Consider the following 15,970-nt stretch of genomic DNA (forward strand, 5'->3'; position numbering starts at 1 on the left):
TGTGAGCAATACAAACAATCTTTGTGACACACAAGATTTCACAACAAAGCAGGGGTGGCCGCCGGAACCTCCGACAGCCACCCGCCGATCATGTGAGTGCGTCACAACCGCGAGTCGCTCTGCTTCTTGGCCATGACCTGGGCCTTGGCCAGGCGATACCGATGCACGTCGTCCTCGGTCCACTCCTTGCGCTCTCGTTTGCGCTTCATCTCATCGGTGACCTTGACGGCTTCCTCGGGGCTGAACTCGTCACTGCGCGTCGCATACTGGGAAAGTAGTGACACCCGACCGCTGGGGTCGACAGCAATGAAACCGCCATCGACCGCGATGACCTCCTGCTCACCATCTGCGGTGATGATGGTCACGGCAGATGGCACCAGGGCCGCGAGGATGGGCTCGTGTCCGGGAAGGATGCCGATGTCACCCTCGGTGGTCCTGGCGATGATGTTGACCGCCTCGCCGGACCACACCTCACGGTCGGCAGCGACGACCTTGACGCGAAGGGGTGCGCGATCCATCAGGACTCCTTCTGCATCCGGTCCCAGTTGGCCATGACGTCGTCCATGTCGCCGACATTGAAGAATGCCTGCTCGGCGATGTGATCGACCTCACCGCGCACGATCATCTGGAATCCCTCGATGGTGTCCTTGATCGGCACCGTGGAGCCCGGCACACCGGTGAACTTCTCCCCGGTGTAGGTGTTCTGCGACAGGAACTGCTGGATACGGCGTGCTCGAGCAACGATGACCTTGTCCTCCTCGCTCAGCTCGTCGACACCGAGGATGGCGATGATGTCCTGCAGCTCCTTGTTGCGCTGCAGGATCTGCTTCACCTGGGTGGCCGTCTCGTAGTGCTCCTTGCCCACGTACTGCGGGTCGAGGATGCGCGAGGTGGAGGTGAGCGGGTCCACGGCCGGGTACAGACCACGCGAGGCAATGGCACGTGAGAGCTCGGTGGTGGCGTCCAGGTGGGCGAACGTCGTCGCCGGAGCCGGGTCGGTGTAGTCGTCAGCGGGAACGTAGACGGCCTGCATCGAGGTGATGGAATGACCCCGAGTCGAGGTGATGCGCTCCTGCAGCTGGCCCATCTCATCGGCCAGGTTCGGCTGGTAACCCACGGCCGAGGGCATCCGGCCCAACAGGGTCGAGACCTCGGAGCCTGCCTGGGAGAACCGGAAGATGTTGTCGATGAACAACAGGACGTCCTGGTTCTCGACGTCGCGGAAGTACTCCGCCATCGTCAGACCGGTGAGGGCGATGCGCAGACGAGTGCCCGGCGGCTCATCCATCTGGCCGAACACCAGGGCGGTGTCCTTGAGCACCTCGGCCTCATCCATCTCGTGGATGAGGTCGTTGCCCTCACGGGTACGCTCCCCCACACCGGCGAACACCGAGGTGCCACCGAAGTTGTGGGCGATACGGTAGATCATCTCCTGGATGAGCACGGTCTTGCCCACACCGGCACCACCGAACAGGCCGATCTTGCCACCCTTGACGTAGGGAGTGAGCAGGTCGAGCACCTTGATGCCGGTCTCCAGCATCTGGGTCTCCGGCTCCAGATCATCGAAGTTCGGAGCGGAGCGGTGGATCGGCCAACGCTCGGAGATCTCCAGGGACGACGGATCGGCGTTGAGCACGTCACCGGTGACGTTCCAGACGTGCCCCTTGGTGACGGTGCCGACCGGAACCGAGATCGGTGCACCGGTGTCGCGCACCTCGGCACCACGACGCAGACCATCGGTCGGCTTGAGCGAGATCGCACGGGCGACATTCTCACCGATGTGGAGCTCGACCTCCAGGGTGATGGTCTGGGTCTCGCCCATGATCTCGGTCTCGACATGCAGGGCGTTGAGGATCTCGGGCATCTGGCCGACGGGGAACTCGACGTCGACGACTGGGCCGATGACGCGGACGACGCGACCGATGCCGGGAATTTTCTCCTCGGCTTGTGAATTGGTGGCTGTGGCAGTCATGTTCTTCTCTCTCACTCCTGTGAGGTGGACTCGGCAAGGGCAGCGGCGCCACCCACGATCTCGGTGATTTCCTGCGTGATGGCCGCCTGACGTGCCTGGTTCGCCTGGCGACCAAGGGTGTCGATGAGCTGTTCGGCATTGTCGGTGGCCGACTTCATGGCCTGCTGACGGCTGGCGAGCTCCGAGGCTGCGGCCTGCAGGAGGGCAAAATGCACCCGGTTGGCGACGTACAGCGGCAGCAACTGGTCGAGCACTGTCGCTGGATGCGGCTCGAAGTGGTACTCGTGGAACACGTCCGATGTGTCATCGGGCTGGGAGGAATCCGCGGGAGGCCGGGAGGAGCCAGCGGGTTCGGCGTCGGCCTGCCCACCGTCGGAAGTGTCGTCCTCGGCGTCAATGATCTCCATGGGGAGCAACCGCAGCACTCGCACCTTCTGGGTGAGCATGGACTCGAAATGGGTGTAGACGATGTGAATCTGGTCCACACCCCCCTCCTCGGTCGGTTCGAGGAAGGACCTGATGAGTTCATCGGAGATCTTGCGGGCGTCATCGTACGAGGGCGAGTCGGAGAACCCGTCCCAGACCTTCGTGTACCCACGTTTGCGGAAGTCGAAGTACTGCACGGCCTTGCGCCCGCACAGGTAGACGTCAACCTCCTGGCCTTCGAGGGAGGCGATGAGCCCCTCCCCTGCCTTGAGGACATTGCTGGAGTACGATCCAGCCAGACCACGGTCCGAAGTGATGAGAAGCACCGCAGAACGCTTCGGGTCCTGCGTCGCCCGGGTCAATGGATGATCCTCGCGGGTGTGCGCAATCACCGCCGACAGGGCACGGGTGAGTTCCTGGGAGTAGGGGGTCGCAGAACGAACATTGCGCTGTGCCCGGACGATCCGGGACGAAGCGATGAGCTCCATCGCCCGAGTGATCTTCTGGGTCGTGGCAACGGAGTTCCGCCTCTCCCGCAATTCACGCAGGTTGGAGGCCATCGTGGATCAACCTCGCTTCGCGCGGACGATCTGGGTGCGTCCGATCTCGTCGGAGTCCATCGGCTCGAACTCCTCGTGACCAGCCAGGAACGTGCCGTCGGAGGTCTTGAACTGGTTCTTCACCTGTTCGATGGCCTCGGCGGCCTTCTCCTGATCCTCGTCGGGGAACTTCCCGGTCTCGCGGATCGAGTCGAACACATCGGTGTTGGCGCCGACGTACTCGAGCATGTCGTGCTCGAAACGCTGCACGTCGTCAACGGGAACGTCGTCCAGCTTTCCGGTGGTACCCGCCCAGACGCTGATGACCTGCTGCTCGACCGGGTAGGGCGAGTACTGCCCCTGCTTGAGCAGCTCCATGAGACGAGCCCCTCGGTCCAACTGGCGGCGTGAGGTGTCGTCCAGGTCGGAGGCGAACATGGCGAAGGCCTGCATGTCGCGGTACTGGGCCAGGGAGATCTTCAGGGTTCCGGCAACCGACTTCATCGCCTTGATCTGGGCAGCACCACCAACGCGCGACACTGAGATGCCGACGTCGACGGCTGGACGCTGGTTGGCGTTGAAGAGGTCGGACTGCAGGAAGATCTGGCCGTCGGTGATCGAGATGACGTTGGTCGGGATGAACGCCGAGACGTCATTGGCCTTGGTCTCGATGATCGGCAGCCCGGTCATCGAACCGCCTCCCAACTCGTCGGAGAGCTTGGCGCAACGCTCCAGCAGACGGGAGTGGAGGTAGAAGACGTCACCGGGGTAGGCCTCACGGCCCGGCGGACGACGCAGCAGCAGGGACATCGCTCGATAGGCCTCGGCCTGCTTGGTGAGGTCGTCGAAGACGATGAGGACATGCTTGCCCTGGTACATCCAGTGCTGACCGATGGCCGAGCCGGCATATGGGGCGATGTACTTGAAGCCGGCGGGATCGGACGCCGGGGAATGGACGATGGTGGTGTACTCCATCGCACCAGCCTTCTCCAGCGACGACTTCACCTCGGCAACCGTCGATCCCTTCTGGCCGATGGCCACGTAGATGCACCGCACCTGCTTGCTGGGATCACCGGATGCCCAGTTGTCCTTCTGGTTGATGATGGTGTCGATGGCCAGGGCGGTCTTGCCGGTCTTGCGGTCTCCGATGATGAGCTGACGCTGACCACGACCGATCGGGATCATCGAGTCGATGGCCTTGAGGCCGGTCTGCAGCGGTTCACGCACCTCCTGACGATCCATGACGCCGGCAGCCTGGATCTCAAGGGCGCGACGCCCCTCGATGTCCTTGACCTCACCGAGACCGTCGATGGGGTTGCCCATCGCATCGACGACACGCCCCAGGTACCCGTCACCGACCGGTACGGACAGCACCTCACCAGTACCCGTGACGGTCGAGCCCTCGTCGATTCCCTCGGAATCACCGAGAACCACGACGCCGATCTCACGCTCGTCGAGGTTGAGGGCGATGCCCATCGTGCCATTCTCGAACCGAAGCAGCTCATTCGCCATCGCCGACGGCAGGCCCGCGATGTGGGCAATGCCGTCACCGGAGGTGATGACGGTCCCCACCTCCTCACGGGTAGCCGTGTCAGGCGTGTAGTTCTGGACGTAGGAGTCCAGCGCGTCGCGGATGTCCTCCGGACGAATCGTCAGTTCCGCCATTGCCTCTCCTTGTGTATCCCTCACCGGTGTTGGCCTCATCGGCCAACCCATCGCGGGTTGAACATGTGACTGTCAGCCGAGCTTGCGCCGGGCCTGGTCCAGACGGCTGGCGACCGTCCCGTCGATGACCTCGTTGCCGACCTCCACCCGGGCACCACCCAGGACGTTCGGATCGACGATCTCATGCATGACCACCTCACGGCCAGTGATCCGCTCGACCTGCTCATGGATCCGACGGCGTTGGTCGTCGGAGAGCTGGGTTGCCGTGGTCACCACGGCCAGGGTGCGTTCCCGTACGGCAACGGCCTGTTCCATGTAGGTGGACAGGGTGGTGAGCATCGATGCCGTGCGTGCCACGACGGCACGCCTGGCCAGCAGGATCGACTGCGGTTGGGCACGCCCATCCAACAGGTGGTTCACCAGATCCTGACGATCTGCCACGGGCCGGGCGCGTCGGTTGAGCGCATCCTGGAGCTCAACGTCGCCCAGGATCACCTGACGCAGCCGGAACAGCTCCTCCTCGACGTCGTCGAGATGGCCCTGTTCCTGTGCCTCCACCAGCACCGAGCGCACGGCAAGCATCTCCAGGGCATCGGGCATGGCAGACATCCGGATCCACCGCCGGGACACAGCCTGCTTGACGATGTCACATGTCTGGGTGCTCACCTTGCCGTCGAGAAGGTGGTGCACGAGGGACTGTCGAGCCTCGACGCTGGTGCCGGGATCGCTGATGGCACGCCGAAGCTCCGAGTGCGAGTCGCACAGGTCGACGACCGAGAAGAGCTCCTTGGCACGGTCCGAGGATGCCTCGGAGTCGTCAACGAGATCGTCAAGGTTCTGCAACAGGATCCTCGGTGACGTCATGGGCGTTCCTCCACCTGCGAGGATGCCGCCGCCGTGGAGTCGTGTGCAGGCTGCTGCTCCAGCTCGGAGATGAACCGGTCGATGGTTGCCCGAGCACGCTCGTCGTCGTCAAGGGACTCCCCCACGATGCGGCCGGCGAGAGTCGTCGCCAGCCCACCGATCTCATGGCGCAACTGCGTCATGGCGGCATCTCGCTGGACGTCGATCTGCGCAGTGGCATTCTGGGTCACCCGGTCAGCCTCCTTCTGCGCCTGGGCCTTCATGTCGGAGACGATCCGTGCACCCTGGGCCTTCGCATCCTCCCGGATTCGGGCAGCCTCCTCACGGGCACCGGCCAGTTGGTCCTGGTACTTCTCGAGCGCTTCCCTGGCCTCGGCCTGGGCCTTCTCGGCACGCTCGATGCCACCTTGGATCTCCTCGGTGCGCTCGTGGTACATCGTCTCGAACCGGGGCACGATGAACTTGGCCGTGGCCCACGTCACGATGAGCAGCAGGACGATGCCAACGATGATCTCGATGGGGTGCTCGGGCAGCAGCGGCCCCATGTCGACCATGAGAGGGTCGACCATGAGGGGATCCACCGTGAGCGGGCCCGACAGGAGTGCCAGTGGCGCGTGCATGGCGCCACTCACTTCGCGATGAAGGCCAGCACGAAGCCGAACAGGGCAAGGGCCTCGACCACGGCGAAGCCGATCATCGTGGCCTGGAACATGGGCTTGTGAGCCTCAGGCTGACGAGCGGTGCCGTTGATGAGCGAGGCAAAGATCCAGGCCACGCCGAGGGCCGATCCGAGGGTGGCAATGCCGTACCCGATGGTGTTGATCGAACCGCCGATGAGCATTGGAACCATGGGGATTATCCTTCCGGAGCATGCCCCGTGTGGGGCGTTTCTTCTTCGCCGTCCCCGGACGGGGCGACGTCGTGTGTGGGATCAGTGCTCCACCGAGACCGACGAAGCGATGTACTGCGCGGTGAGCACTGTGAAGACGTAGGACTGCAGGAGCCCCACGAAGAGTTCGAGAGCGAAGATGGCGAAACTGAAGATGATCGAGACTCCGCCAGCAAGGTTGTACCCGATGCTGTGTGGATAGGTGAGCAGGAACCCACCACCGACAACGAAGATCATGATGATGAGGTGCCCGGCGAACATGTTGGCGAACAGACGGAGGGCCAGCGTCAACGGGCGGGTGATGAAGTTCGAGAGGAACTCCAACGGGATCATGAGCCACCAGAGGTACCACGGGACGCCGGGTGGTAGGACCGAGTTCTTGAAGTACTTGATGCCCTGGGACTTCACGCCGGCAATGATGTAGACGAACCACGTCACCAGCGCGATGCCGTAGACGTAGCCGATGCGTGAGAACGTCGGGAACATGAAGACGAAGAATTCGCCGAACCAGTTGTTGACGAGCAGGAAGGTGAACAGGGCGAAGAGGTAGGGAACCCATCGCGAGTACTCGTGGCCGATCGTCTCGCGAGCGATGTTGTTGCGAACGAAATTGTAGAAGTACTCGGCAAAGACCTGGCGTTTGCCGGTAGGGACGACCTTGAGGTCGTGACTCATCCAGAAGAACAGCGCCAACACCAGGATGGCGGCGATGAGGATCTGCCAGAAGGACTTGTCGGCCCAGTCCACGCCGAAGGTTCCGGGAAAGAAGAAGTCGTCGACTCCTGGGGACTTGAACTCCAACGGAGCCACTTGAGCGTGGATCACATGTCCTCCTGGTTCTTGTCCGACACCGAACTCGACGTCCCGTATCGCTTGACGATGAGATAGACGCTCGCCACGAAACCAACGATGAGGCCCACTGCCAGCAGCCATGGCTTGTCCAGCCATCGACCCAGCAGCCAACCGATGACACCATAGAAGAGTAGTCCAGCCAGCAAGTAGCTCAACACTGCCATTCCGTCATCGGAACGCGGTGTGGCACCAGATGACTCTGACGGCTTCACTGTGCGGTTCACATCCATACCGGGGGATACATTACCCAAAATTCGCAGGGACGTCACTGGCGTGCAGGGCATCGGCGCACGAGGCGATTCGCTCTCAGCAATTCCGATCTGCTCTGCTCACGATTCGTCGGTGTCGGTGGTCCGACGTCGGTACGTCGGCATGTGGATGTGGTCCTGGGCCACGACTGCCCCGACCGTCCACGACACTGCGCAGGACACGACCGAGACGGCCATCATGGTGTCGTCGAGGAAGGTGAGTCGGCCCAGCAGCGGGATGAGCCCGCCAAGAACGACCATCTGCACGATGAACGCCGCCACGGCAGGCCCCATCGTCCCCCGACGGTTCACCGGTCCGTCCTCGGGTCGGGTGTCGCCCATGCGCATCGCATGATCCAGGATGTGCACAGCTCGTCCAGCGGCCAGGAAGGCCACGGCGACGCCGCCACCGACAGCCGCGCCGAGCACTCCAGAGCCACCGCGCCACACCAGCGCGATGAGCACCACGAGGAGAGCCGTTGCCCCTGCCCACACCAGACCGTGACGGTAGATGGCGTCGATCACCTCACGCGCGGTCTCGACACGACGACGAGGACGGCGCAGGGCCATGGTGCCTCCTCCCCGATACCTGGCGACCAGCGAGAAGCGGCTCTGCCACGGGCTGCCCACGGTGTGCAGGTGTGCCGCCCCGGGGCTCAGCAGCCTTCCGCAGCGCAGCGCTTCCCCCATGCCCGGCCCCGTCGTGACCTGCCCCCCTGCCCTCGGAGGACGGACCGGCGTCATGTGCTAGGGCGTCATGCTGGCATTCACCAGTACCTGCCGTGTCTGTCGAGGCTGGTGCAGCGGAATGCTTCCTCGTGCCCACGATGGTGAGGACGATGCAGCCTGCCAGCAGGGTGCACACCGTCGTCACCGACCACCATCGAGGTTCTAGACCAATCCACACCGTCCCGAAGGAGAGCACGGCCGTCCACAGGTACATGAGCAGCACGGCTCGTACATGGGAGTGGCCGCGGCGCAGCAGACGGTGGTGGATGTGCTGTTTGTCCGCAACGAAGAACCAGTTGCCCCGCCACGTACGACGCACGTACCCCATGACGAGATCGGCCAGCGGCAGCGCAATGACCATGAGGGGCAGCACGATCGGCAGGTATGCCGGCACCAGACCGCCGTCCTGGGCAGTGAGCACGGTGGAGTCGATCTGGCCGGTCAGTGAGATCGTCGAGACCGCGAGCAGGAAGCCCAGCAGCAGGGATCCGGAATCACCCATGAAGATGCGTGCCGGATGCCAGTTGTGGGGCAGGAACCCCAGACAGATCCCAGCGGTGACCGCCGTGGTGAGGCTCGCCGTCGTCGCCACGGCGAGGTCCTGCTCATGGGCCAGCAGATACGTGTACCCGAAGAAGGCCAGTGCACCCAGGGCGACCACGCCGGAGGCCAGACCGTCCAACCCGTCGACGAAGTTGACGGCGTTGGCACACACCACGATGAACAGGACGGTGATGAGGACGGATGTGGTGGTCCCCAGGGCAATGATGGAGTTCGGCAGCGGGATCCAGAACATCCGCACACCACCAGTCACGACGATTCCGGCAGCAAGCACCTGACCAGCTGCCTTGACCCACGCAGCCAGATCGACGAGATCGTCCACGATGCCGACCGAGCAGATGACGGCACCGGCCAGGCAGATGACCCTGATGTCGTGACTGACGACCGGGTGACTGCCCAGAAAGGGCAGCTTGGTGGCCAGCAGCGCCGAGACGAGCGTCCCGCCGAGCATGGCCAGACCACCGAAGTACGGAATCGGCACGGTGTGGACATCTCGGCCACGCACCTGGGCCACAGCCCCCAGCCGGGTCGCCAACTGACGGCACCCTCCGGTGAGCAGGTACGTCGTCAGTCCGGCTGTGAGGACGACCACGAGGTATTCACGCATGACCAGGTCGGTCCTGGCAGTCGTGGTGTTCCGGCAGGGACTCCTGCGAGGCGGCCTGCTCCGAGCTCGGCGCATTCTCCTCCGCGGGCACGTCGTGGTCCTCGTGGTCCTCACGGCCGGGATCATCGTCCCCGGCCGAGTCGGTCGGGCCGATCACCTCTGGCGCAACGGTGTGGATCTCGTCAAGGCTCAGTGCGCCCTGGCGCAGTATCCTGCCCTCCTCGGTGGAGGCGAAATCGATGATGGTCGACGGGGTCCCCACCCGAGTCGGTCCACCGTCCAGGTAGACGGCCACCTCGGTACCGAGTTGATCCGCCGCGTCCTGGGCAGTGAGCGCGGCAGGCCGGCCAGATTTGTTGGCACTGCTCACCGCCATGGGACCAGTCATACGCAGCAGCTCCCGAGCAGCATCGTCGTCGGGGACCCGAATGGCGATGGTTCCAGCCGTCTCCCCCAGGTCCATGGTCAGCGACTCCTGGGCACGCAGGACGAGAGTGAGCCCACCGGGCCAGTAGGCCTCGGCAAGATCCTGCGCCGCGCGGGGAACGTGCTCGCACAGGGCGGCAAGCACCGCCGGGTCGGAGATGAGGACTGGCGGAGGCATGTCTCGACCGCGCTCCTTGGCCGCGAGCAACGCGGCGACGGCCACTGGGTTGAGCGCATCGGCACCGATACCGTAGACCGTGTCGGTGGGAAGCACGATGCACTCCCCCTCGCTGACGGCTCGGGCAGCACGAGTCAGTTCATCACCTCGATGGGCACCAGTGACGTCGAGGATGAGCGGTGTCGTTCCGCAGGTCACTTCTTCCATGGATGTCATCCTCTCACTGCCGTGCACCCACGGTGAACTGGTCTCGGCGTGCCGTGACGTATCGGGGGCGCCCGGCAAGATCGTCATGGTCGACGACCTCTCGCCACGGCCCGGCACCAAACAGGGCGAGCACTGCTGCGGCATGGGAGTCGTCGTGCTCCATGACGACGAGCCCACCGGGGCGCACGATCCGTGCCATTCGTGACACCAACGGGGTGATGAGGTCCAAGCCCCGATCACCGGCGAACAGGGCATGGTGGGGCTCATGGTCGAGGACGTCGCTGGGCATGTGCGTGGCACGTGACAGTGGGATGTAGGGCGGGTTCGTCACGACGACGTCGACATCGGACACGTCCGGCACGCACCTGGCATCTCCCTCGAACAGCTGCACCCCGCTGCCGAAGAGATTGCGACGCGCCCAGACCAGTGCCTCGGGGGAATTGTCAACGGCATGCACTCGGGCAGCAGGAACCTCGGCAGCCACGGAACGGGCGATTGCCCCCGATCCAGTGCACAGGTCGACGACCACCGGACACTGCCCCTGCACTGCCAGCGCCCTGGCCTCGTCGATGGCCGCACCGGCCACCAGCTCCGTCTCCTGACGAGGGATGAGCACACCGGGACCAACAGCCAGTCGGCGTCCCCGAAACCAGCAGTGACCGACGATGTACTGCACCGGCTCGCCACAGCTGCGCCGCTCGATCATCTGCTCAAAGGTCTCGGCCTGTTCCTCGGTGGCGTCACCGGCGAGGACGAGGCGCTGCGGGCTGACGTCGAGCACCGCACACAGCATGAGTCGGGCATCGGCCACAGGAGCAGGGCAGCCGGCGAGATTGAGTTTGCGGGTGGCCATCGCCAGCATCCGTGAGGGGGAATGCGGATTCATCGGGGGCGTCCTTCCACCGCTGCCCGCCCGTCATCGTCGGCGGAGTCATCTGCTCCCACTCCCGACTGCGCCAGGCGATGGGCCAGGTCATCGGCGTGCAGGGCATCGAGAAGTTCCTGCAGCTCGCCATTGAGGACGGCGTCCAGTTTGCGTGTCTTGTAGCCGATCCGATGGTCGGTGAGCCGATTCTCGGGGAAGTTGTAGGTGCGGATTCGCGCCGACCGGTCCACGGTGCGCACCTGTTGTCGACGCAGCTGGCCGGCCTCGTCGGCAGCCTGTTCGGCAGCCAGGGCAGCCAGTCTTGCGCGCAGCATGCGCATGGCCTGCTCCTTGTTCTGCAACTGGCTGCGTTCGTTCTGACAGCTCACGACGATTCCGGTGGGAAGGTGCGTCAGCCGCACTGCCGAGTCGGTCGTGTTCACCCCCTGACCTCCCGGTCCGGAGGATCGGAAGACGTCGACCCGCACGTCCGACATGTCGAGATCGACCTGTTCGGCGTCCACGTCGGGAAACACGAGAACCCCGACTGCAGAGGTGTGCACTCGCCCCTGGGACTCGGTCACCGGCACCCGTTGCACCCGGTGCACGCCTCCCTCGAACTTCATCGTTCCGTAGGCAGGACGCTCGTCGGTGCCGCTGAGCGCGGCGACGACGCTACGAAAACCGCCCAGATCGGTGACCTGACTGTCCAGTACCGTCATCGTCCACCCCACGGACTCGGCGTAGGACTGGTACATCCGCAACAGGTCGGCAGCGAAGAGCGCCGATTCCTCGCCGCCCTCGCCGGAGAGAATCTCGACGATCGCATCCTCGACGTCCAGTGGATCGGATGGGGCGAGCAGTTCGGTGAGGTCACGACGGCGGCGATCCAGCTCCTCCTCCAGACGCTGCACCTCGTCGGCGAAACTGGGATCCTCCTCGGTCAGCTCGCGGGCGGCCTGGAGGTCGTAGCACAATTCATGGCACCGGTCGGCAACCGTCGCCACATGACGCAGTCGAGCATGTTCCCGCCATGCTCGACGCAGTGCAGTCGGTCGGGACGCGAGCTCAGGTCTGGCCAGCTCGATGTCGAGTTCTGCCAGACGCGACCTCATCTGTGCGACGGCATCCTCGTCCTCAGGATGAGTCACCCTACCCTCCCTCCAGAAGGATCAGTCTGTTCTCCGGTGCCGGGGCGCTCCCCGACCGGACTCCCCCACGGATTGGTTCCCGCGGGACTCGGCAAAAACAATGACGCTGCATAAACAGTGACGCTGGAACCCCCGCAGGTCCCAGCGTCAACAGGTGAAATGAGCGGCTCAGCGTCTCACTTGGCAGCCTTCTTGCCGTAGCGGCGCTCGAACCGAGCAACCCGACCACCGGTGTCGAGGATCTTCTGCTTACCGGTGTAGAAGGGGTGGCAGGCGGAGCACACGTCGGCGCTCAGCTGTCCGGAGGGAGCCGTCGAACGAGTGGTGAACGTGTTGCCACAGGTGCACACCACCGTGGTCTCGTGGTAATCGGGATGGATTCCCTGCTTCATGATGATCTCCTTGTCTGGTGCCGGGTCGCCATCACCACACAGCGGTGGCTCCTTGCGGATGCAGGACGGGCGTGAACCGGCAGTACTGGGTTATTTTGCCTGATGCCCGAGGCAGAATCAAGACTGTATTTTCCCGGTCATTCCACCGACGGGGTGGTCTTCGAGATGGTGTAGAGGAATTCCGCATTCGTCTGCGTTCTGCGCAGCTTGGACAACAACATCTCGAGGGCCTGGGAATCCTCCAGACCCGACAGGACGCGACGCAGCTTCCACATGATCGCCGTCTCCTCGCGAGAGAGCAGCAGCTCCTCACGTCGGGTGCTCGAGGCATCCACATCGATGGCCGGGAAGAGCCGCTTGTTGGCGAATTCCCGACGCAGCCGCAGCTCCATGTTGCCGGTTCCCTTGAACTCCTCGAAGATGACCTCGTCCATCTTGGAGCCGGTCTCCACCAGCGCCGTGGCCAGGATGGTCAGGGATCCACCGTTCTCGATGTTGCGGGCGGCACCGAAGAACTTCTTGGGCGGGTAGAGCGCAGCGGAGTCGACACCGCCGGAGAGGATGCGTCCGGAGGCCGGAGCCGCCAGGTTGTAGGCACGTCCCAGACGGGTGATGCCGTCCAACAGGATGACGACGTCCTGGCCCATCTCGACCAGACGCTTGGCACGCTCGATGGCGAGTTCGGCCACCTGGGTGTGGTCGTCGGCGGGTCGATCGAAGGTGGAGGCGATGACCTCCCCTGACACGGTGCGCTGGAAGTCGGTGACTTCCTCGGGGCGTTCATCCACCAGGACGATCATGAGGTGCGCCTCGGGATTGTTCGTCGTGATGGAGTTGGCGACGGACTGCATGATCATCGTCTTGCCGGCCTTGGGGGGCGAGACGATGAGGCCACGCTGGCCCTTGCCGATCGGGCTCACCAGATCGATGATGCGCCCAGTCATGTTCTTCGGACTGTCCTCCAGCCGCAGCCTCTCCTGGGGATACAGCGGAGTGAGCTTGGAGAACTCCGGACGCTGACGAACCTTCTCTGGGTCCAGGCCGTTGACCGACTCGATGCGCGCCAGGGGCGCGAACTTCTCACGACGGTCATTCTCGCGCTTGGCACGCATCTGACCCGAGATGACGTCTCCCTTGCGCAGACCGTTGCGTCGCACCATGGACATCGAGACGTAGGCGTCCTCGGAGCTGGGCAGGTAGCCGGAGGTACGGACGAAGGCGTACTGGTCGCGAATGTCGAGGATTCCGTTGCACGGCACGAGGACGTCATCCTCGCGCAGGTTGGGCTCGGAGTCGTTGTACCCATTGCGGCGGGGGCGACGGCCCTGGCGATCTCGTTGGCGACGCCGGCGGTTCCGCCTGCCGCCATACTCTGAGTCATTGCGTGAGTTGTCGTCGTCACGCCGGTTGCCGTCATGACGGTTGCCACCGCGCTTGGCAGAGTTCTCGGATGCCTCGTCATCGTGGTTGCGGCCAGCCAGGGCGTCCAGACGGGCACCCACCTCCTCGGTCACATCGGCATTCGCACCATCGGCTTGCCGGGAACCGTGATGATCGCCCGGATCGTGGCTGGACCGACCGCGGGAGTCCTGCGATCCGCGCGAACCCCGTCCGGAGCTTCGTGTGTTGCCGCTCTGCCGGTCCCCGCTGCGTTCCTGGTCATGATCGCCACTCTGCGCGTCGAGCAGGGCTCCGACGGATTCGCTGGTCTGGGCGCGCTGCTGCTCGTCGGAGTGACGCTGATTGTCCGAGGGGGACTCCCGACGTGGGCTACGAGCGGCACGGCGTCGAGTACCGCGATGCTCGGTGGCATCCTGGCCATCGACATGGTTCTCACCGGCACGCTCGGAGGTGGAGCGTCGGCTCGCTGAGGGCTCAGGCTCAGCAGAGTTCGCAGTCGAGTCGTCACCAGCGGGCAGCCTGTTCTCGGATTTCCTCGCAGTGCGGGCAGACCTGCCGGCTCCATCGCCCGGTGCGCCGCCGTCCTCCGGCCAACCTGCTTCACGAATTGCCGTGATGAGGTCTGCCTTGCGCATCTGTCTGGCCCCTTTGATGCCCAGCTGGTTGGCAATCGAACGAAGCTCTGGCAGGAGCATGGCCGACAGCGTTCCGGTGGGCTTTCCGGAATTGGGGGTTTGTGTCACGGATGTCCCTTCGAATGTGAGTGAGGGCCTGCTGGATCCCGGATCAGTGAGGGGTGCGAGGGATCCAGACGGCGGTCGTCGATTCATTCACTTGGTCCTAAGTGTGCAGGAAACTGCCGCGTCGTGAATCCATGGAGAACGCTCCGGATCATTCCGAGGGCGCCAAGTGAGAGGAAACGCGTCCAACCGCGTTGCAGCTCAATATAGCATCTGCGGCACTGTGGTTCCACGTGCCTGGATCAGGCGTGCAGCTGCACGCCGGCACCGAAGCCCACCTGGTGCACGGCGAAGTCACGGGTGTCTGCTCCCGCCACGCCAGCAAGTTGGTCCGTGGTGCCCAGCGCGAGGACCGTGGACCCAGCTCCCGAGATGACGGCAGGCACGCCGCAGGCACGCAGCTGATCGATGAGGTCGGCCGACTCCGGCATGAGATCGCGGCGAAACGGCTGGTGCAACCAGTCCTGGGTGGCTGCCATGAGGTGTTCGGGGTGGTGCGACAACGACGTCACCAGCAGGCAGGCCGAGAGTACCTGGCGCACGGCGTCATCGTGGGGCACGCTGTGCGGCATGACGGCCCGTGCGGCCGAGGTGGGCACCCGTCGTTGTGGCACGAAGACCACCGGGTGAATCCGCGGATCGATCTCGAGATCAACGTGGTGCACAGCCGATACGCTGATTGATTCCCGTGCACCCGAGGCGTGGGAAATCACGTCTGCGGCAGATGCTGAGTCACCGTCGAGCCAGGAGAGTTGCGCTCCCCCGAAGATCGCCGGGGCCGCATTGTCCGGGTGGCCCTCGATCTGGGTGGCGACGGCAAGTGCCCAATCCCGGTCAAGGGGCTGCCCGGGGCGAGCAATCCCCCATCCCAGGGCCAGTCCAGCGACGATGGCCGCAGCTGAGGACCCCAGCCCACGGGACTGGGCGATCCGATTGTGCGCGTGCAGCATCAACCCGCACCTCGGGTCGGGGTGGCCAAGATCGGCCAGGGCACGTCGAATTGTCGCGATGACGAGGTGGGACTCGTCACGGGCAATGGTGTGCTCCCCCTCCCCCGTCACGTCGATCTCGACCCCACGGCCATCGAGGGTGGACACCGACACCTCGTCCCACAGGTCGAGGCACAGCCCCAAGCAGTCGTAACCCGGTCCCAGGTTTGCCGAGGTGGCCGGCACCCGTACCGTCACCTCGTGGGAGCCGGTTCCTCGCCCCGGCACCACCGGGGAACCAGCCTGGGATGGTGCGTCCATCGGTGCGG

At 64.3% G+C, this 15,970-nt stretch carries 16 protein-coding genes and 1 pseudogene; all 17 read right to left on the minus strand.

The features are described from left to right. Nucleotides 1–101: 101 nt before the first annotated feature. The gene (locus CKV91_RS06940) at nt 102–518 is read right to left on the minus strand and encodes a F0F1 ATP synthase subunit epsilon (protein ID WP_021103408.1); all 417 of its coding nucleotides are present in this window, start codon (nt 516–518) and stop codon (nt 102–104) included. Beyond that, nucleotides 518–1,972: a F0F1 ATP synthase subunit beta gene (gene atpD / locus CKV91_RS06945; RefSeq protein WP_021105825.1), complete on the minus strand. Its 1,455-nt coding sequence runs from the start codon at nt 1,970–1,972 to the stop codon at nt 518–520. Before atpD ends, CKV91_RS06940 begins: the two co-directional genes overlap by 1 nt. A gap of 11 nt (nt 1,973–1,983) precedes the next feature. After that, nucleotides 1,984–2,958 (minus strand): F0F1 ATP synthase subunit gamma, encoded by a 975-nt coding sequence (locus CKV91_RS06950; protein WP_021105824.1) that lies wholly within the window; start codon nt 2,956–2,958, stop codon nt 1,984–1,986. Between the two features lie 6 nt (nt 2,959–2,964). Further along, nucleotides 2,965–4,602: a F0F1 ATP synthase subunit alpha gene (gene atpA / locus CKV91_RS06955; protein WP_021103411.1), complete on the minus strand. Its 1,638-nt coding sequence runs from the start codon at nt 4,600–4,602 to the stop codon at nt 2,965–2,967. A 72-nt stretch (nt 4,603–4,674) separates the two neighbouring features. After that, entirely contained in the window at nt 4,675–5,466 is a 792-nt protein-coding gene (locus CKV91_RS06960; protein WP_021103412.1) for a F0F1 ATP synthase subunit delta, read from the minus strand. Continuing rightward, complete coding sequence (locus CKV91_RS06965) at nt 5,463–6,035, minus strand: F0F1 ATP synthase subunit B (protein ID WP_036957567.1); 573 nt, start codon at nt 6,033–6,035, stop codon at nt 5,463–5,465. The genes CKV91_RS06960 and CKV91_RS06965 overlap by 4 nt, the downstream gene beginning before the upstream one ends. A gap of 59 nt (nt 6,036–6,094) precedes the next feature. Continuing rightward, a complete protein-coding gene (locus CKV91_RS06970) occupies nt 6,095–6,316 on the minus strand; it encodes an ATP synthase subunit C (RefSeq protein WP_021103414.1) in 222 nt (73 codons plus the stop codon). An 81-nt stretch (nt 6,317–6,397) separates the two neighbouring features. Further along, complete coding sequence (atpB, locus tag CKV91_RS06975) at nt 6,398–7,177, minus strand: F0F1 ATP synthase subunit A (protein ID WP_036957566.1); 780 nt, start codon at nt 7,175–7,177, stop codon at nt 6,398–6,400. Beyond that, the gene (locus tag CKV91_RS06980) at nt 7,177–7,461 is read right to left on the minus strand and encodes an AtpZ/AtpI family protein (RefSeq protein ID WP_374048684.1); all 285 of its coding nucleotides are present in this window, start codon (nt 7,459–7,461) and stop codon (nt 7,177–7,179) included. Before CKV91_RS06980 ends, atpB begins: the two co-directional genes overlap by 1 nt. A 75-nt stretch (nt 7,462–7,536) precedes the next feature. After that, nucleotides 7,537–8,025, minus strand: coding sequence for a hypothetical protein (locus tag CKV91_RS06985; protein ID WP_021103417.1), 489 nt, complete (start codon nt 8,023–8,025; stop codon nt 7,537–7,539). Nucleotides 8,026–8,248: 223 nt separating this feature from the next. Next, nucleotides 8,249–9,352 (minus strand): annotated as a pseudogene (locus CKV91_RS06990) (MraY family glycosyltransferase); the annotation flags it as partial. Continuing rightward, entirely contained in the window at nt 9,345–10,172 is an 828-nt protein-coding gene (locus tag CKV91_RS06995; protein WP_411430997.1) for an L-threonylcarbamoyladenylate synthase, read from the minus strand. The gene CKV91_RS06995 and the pseudogene CKV91_RS06990, both read right to left, overlap by 8 nt. A gap of 4 nt (nt 10,173–10,176) precedes the next feature. Further along, nucleotides 10,177–11,049: a peptide chain release factor N(5)-glutamine methyltransferase gene (prmC, locus tag CKV91_RS07000; RefSeq protein WP_021103420.1), complete on the minus strand. Its 873-nt coding sequence runs from the start codon at nt 11,047–11,049 to the stop codon at nt 10,177–10,179. Then, nucleotides 11,046–12,143, minus strand: a complete 1,098-nt coding sequence (prfA, locus tag CKV91_RS07005) for a peptide chain release factor 1 (protein ID WP_051167164.1) — start codon at nt 12,141–12,143, stop codon at nt 11,046–11,048. Before prfA ends, prmC begins: the two co-directional genes overlap by 4 nt. A gap of 212 nt (nt 12,144–12,355) precedes the next feature. Continuing rightward, entirely contained in the window at nt 12,356–12,571 is a 216-nt protein-coding gene (gene rpmE / locus CKV91_RS07010; protein WP_021103422.1) for a 50S ribosomal protein L31, read from the minus strand. A 137-nt stretch (nt 12,572–12,708) separates the two neighbouring features. After that, nucleotides 12,709–14,667: a transcription termination factor Rho gene (gene rho, locus CKV91_RS07015; protein ID WP_036977217.1), complete on the minus strand. Its 1,959-nt coding sequence runs from the start codon at nt 14,665–14,667 to the stop codon at nt 12,709–12,711. Nucleotides 14,668–14,954: 287 nt separating this feature from the next. Next, the gene (gene thrB / locus CKV91_RS07020; protein WP_095141099.1) at nt 14,955–15,962 is read right to left on the minus strand and encodes a homoserine kinase; all 1,008 of its coding nucleotides are present in this window, start codon (nt 15,960–15,962) and stop codon (nt 14,955–14,957) included. Nucleotides 15,963–15,970 lie beyond the last annotated feature (8 nt).

Origin of the sequence: Cutibacterium granulosum (assembly GCF_900186975.1) — a bacterium.
Classification (GTDB): domain Bacteria; phylum Actinomycetota; class Actinomycetes; order Propionibacteriales; family Propionibacteriaceae; genus Cutibacterium; species Cutibacterium granulosum.

What these genes read in the sequence shown, in the direction of transcription:
- CKV91_RS06950 (WP_021105824.1), bottom strand. Translation starts at nt 2,958, where the DNA reads ATGGCCTCCAACCTGCGTGAATTGCGGGAGAGGCGGAACTCCGTTGCC.
- rho (WP_036977217.1), bottom strand. Translation starts at nt 14,667, where the DNA reads ATGCTCCTGCCAGAGCTTCGTTCGATTGCCAACCAGCTGGGCATCAAA.
- atpA (WP_021103411.1), bottom strand. Translation starts at nt 4,602, where the DNA reads ATGGCGGAACTGACGATTCGTCCGGAGGACATCCGCGACGCGCTGGAC.
- CKV91_RS06995 (WP_411430997.1), bottom strand. Translation starts at nt 10,172, where the DNA reads ATGACATCCATGGAAGAAGTGACCTGCGGAACGACACCGCTCATCCTC.
- atpD (WP_021105825.1), bottom strand. Translation starts at nt 1,972, where the DNA reads ATGACTGCCACAGCCACCAATTCACAAGCCGAGGAGAAAATTCCCGGC.
- CKV91_RS06985 (WP_021103417.1), bottom strand. Translation starts at nt 8,025, where the DNA reads ATGGCCCTGCGCCGTCCTCGTCGTCGTGTCGAGACCGCGCGTGAGGTG.
- CKV91_RS06965 (WP_036957567.1), bottom strand. Translation starts at nt 6,035, where the DNA reads ATGGTCGACCCTCTCATGGTCGACATGGGGCCGCTGCTGCCCGAGCAC.
- prmC (WP_021103420.1), bottom strand. Translation starts at nt 11,049, where the DNA reads ATGAATCCGCATTCCCCCTCACGGATGCTGGCGATGGCCACCCGCAAA.
- thrB (WP_095141099.1), bottom strand. Translation starts at nt 15,962, where the DNA reads ATGGACGCACCATCCCAGGCTGGTTCCCCGGTGGTGCCGGGGCGAGGA.
- CKV91_RS06940 (WP_021103408.1), bottom strand. Translation starts at nt 518, where the DNA reads ATGGATCGCGCACCCCTTCGCGTCAAGGTCGTCGCTGCCGACCGTGAG.
- CKV91_RS06970 (WP_021103414.1), bottom strand. Translation starts at nt 6,316, where the DNA reads ATGGTTCCAATGCTCATCGGCGGTTCGATCAACACCATCGGGTACGGC.
- CKV91_RS06960 (WP_021103412.1), bottom strand. Translation starts at nt 5,466, where the DNA reads ATGACGTCACCGAGGATCCTGTTGCAGAACCTTGACGATCTCGTTGAC.
- prfA (WP_051167164.1), bottom strand. Translation starts at nt 12,143, where the DNA reads ATGAGGTCGCGTCTGGCAGAACTCGACATCGAGCTGGCCAGACCTGAG.
- rpmE (WP_021103422.1), bottom strand. Translation starts at nt 12,571, where the DNA reads ATGAAGCAGGGAATCCATCCCGATTACCACGAGACCACGGTGGTGTGC.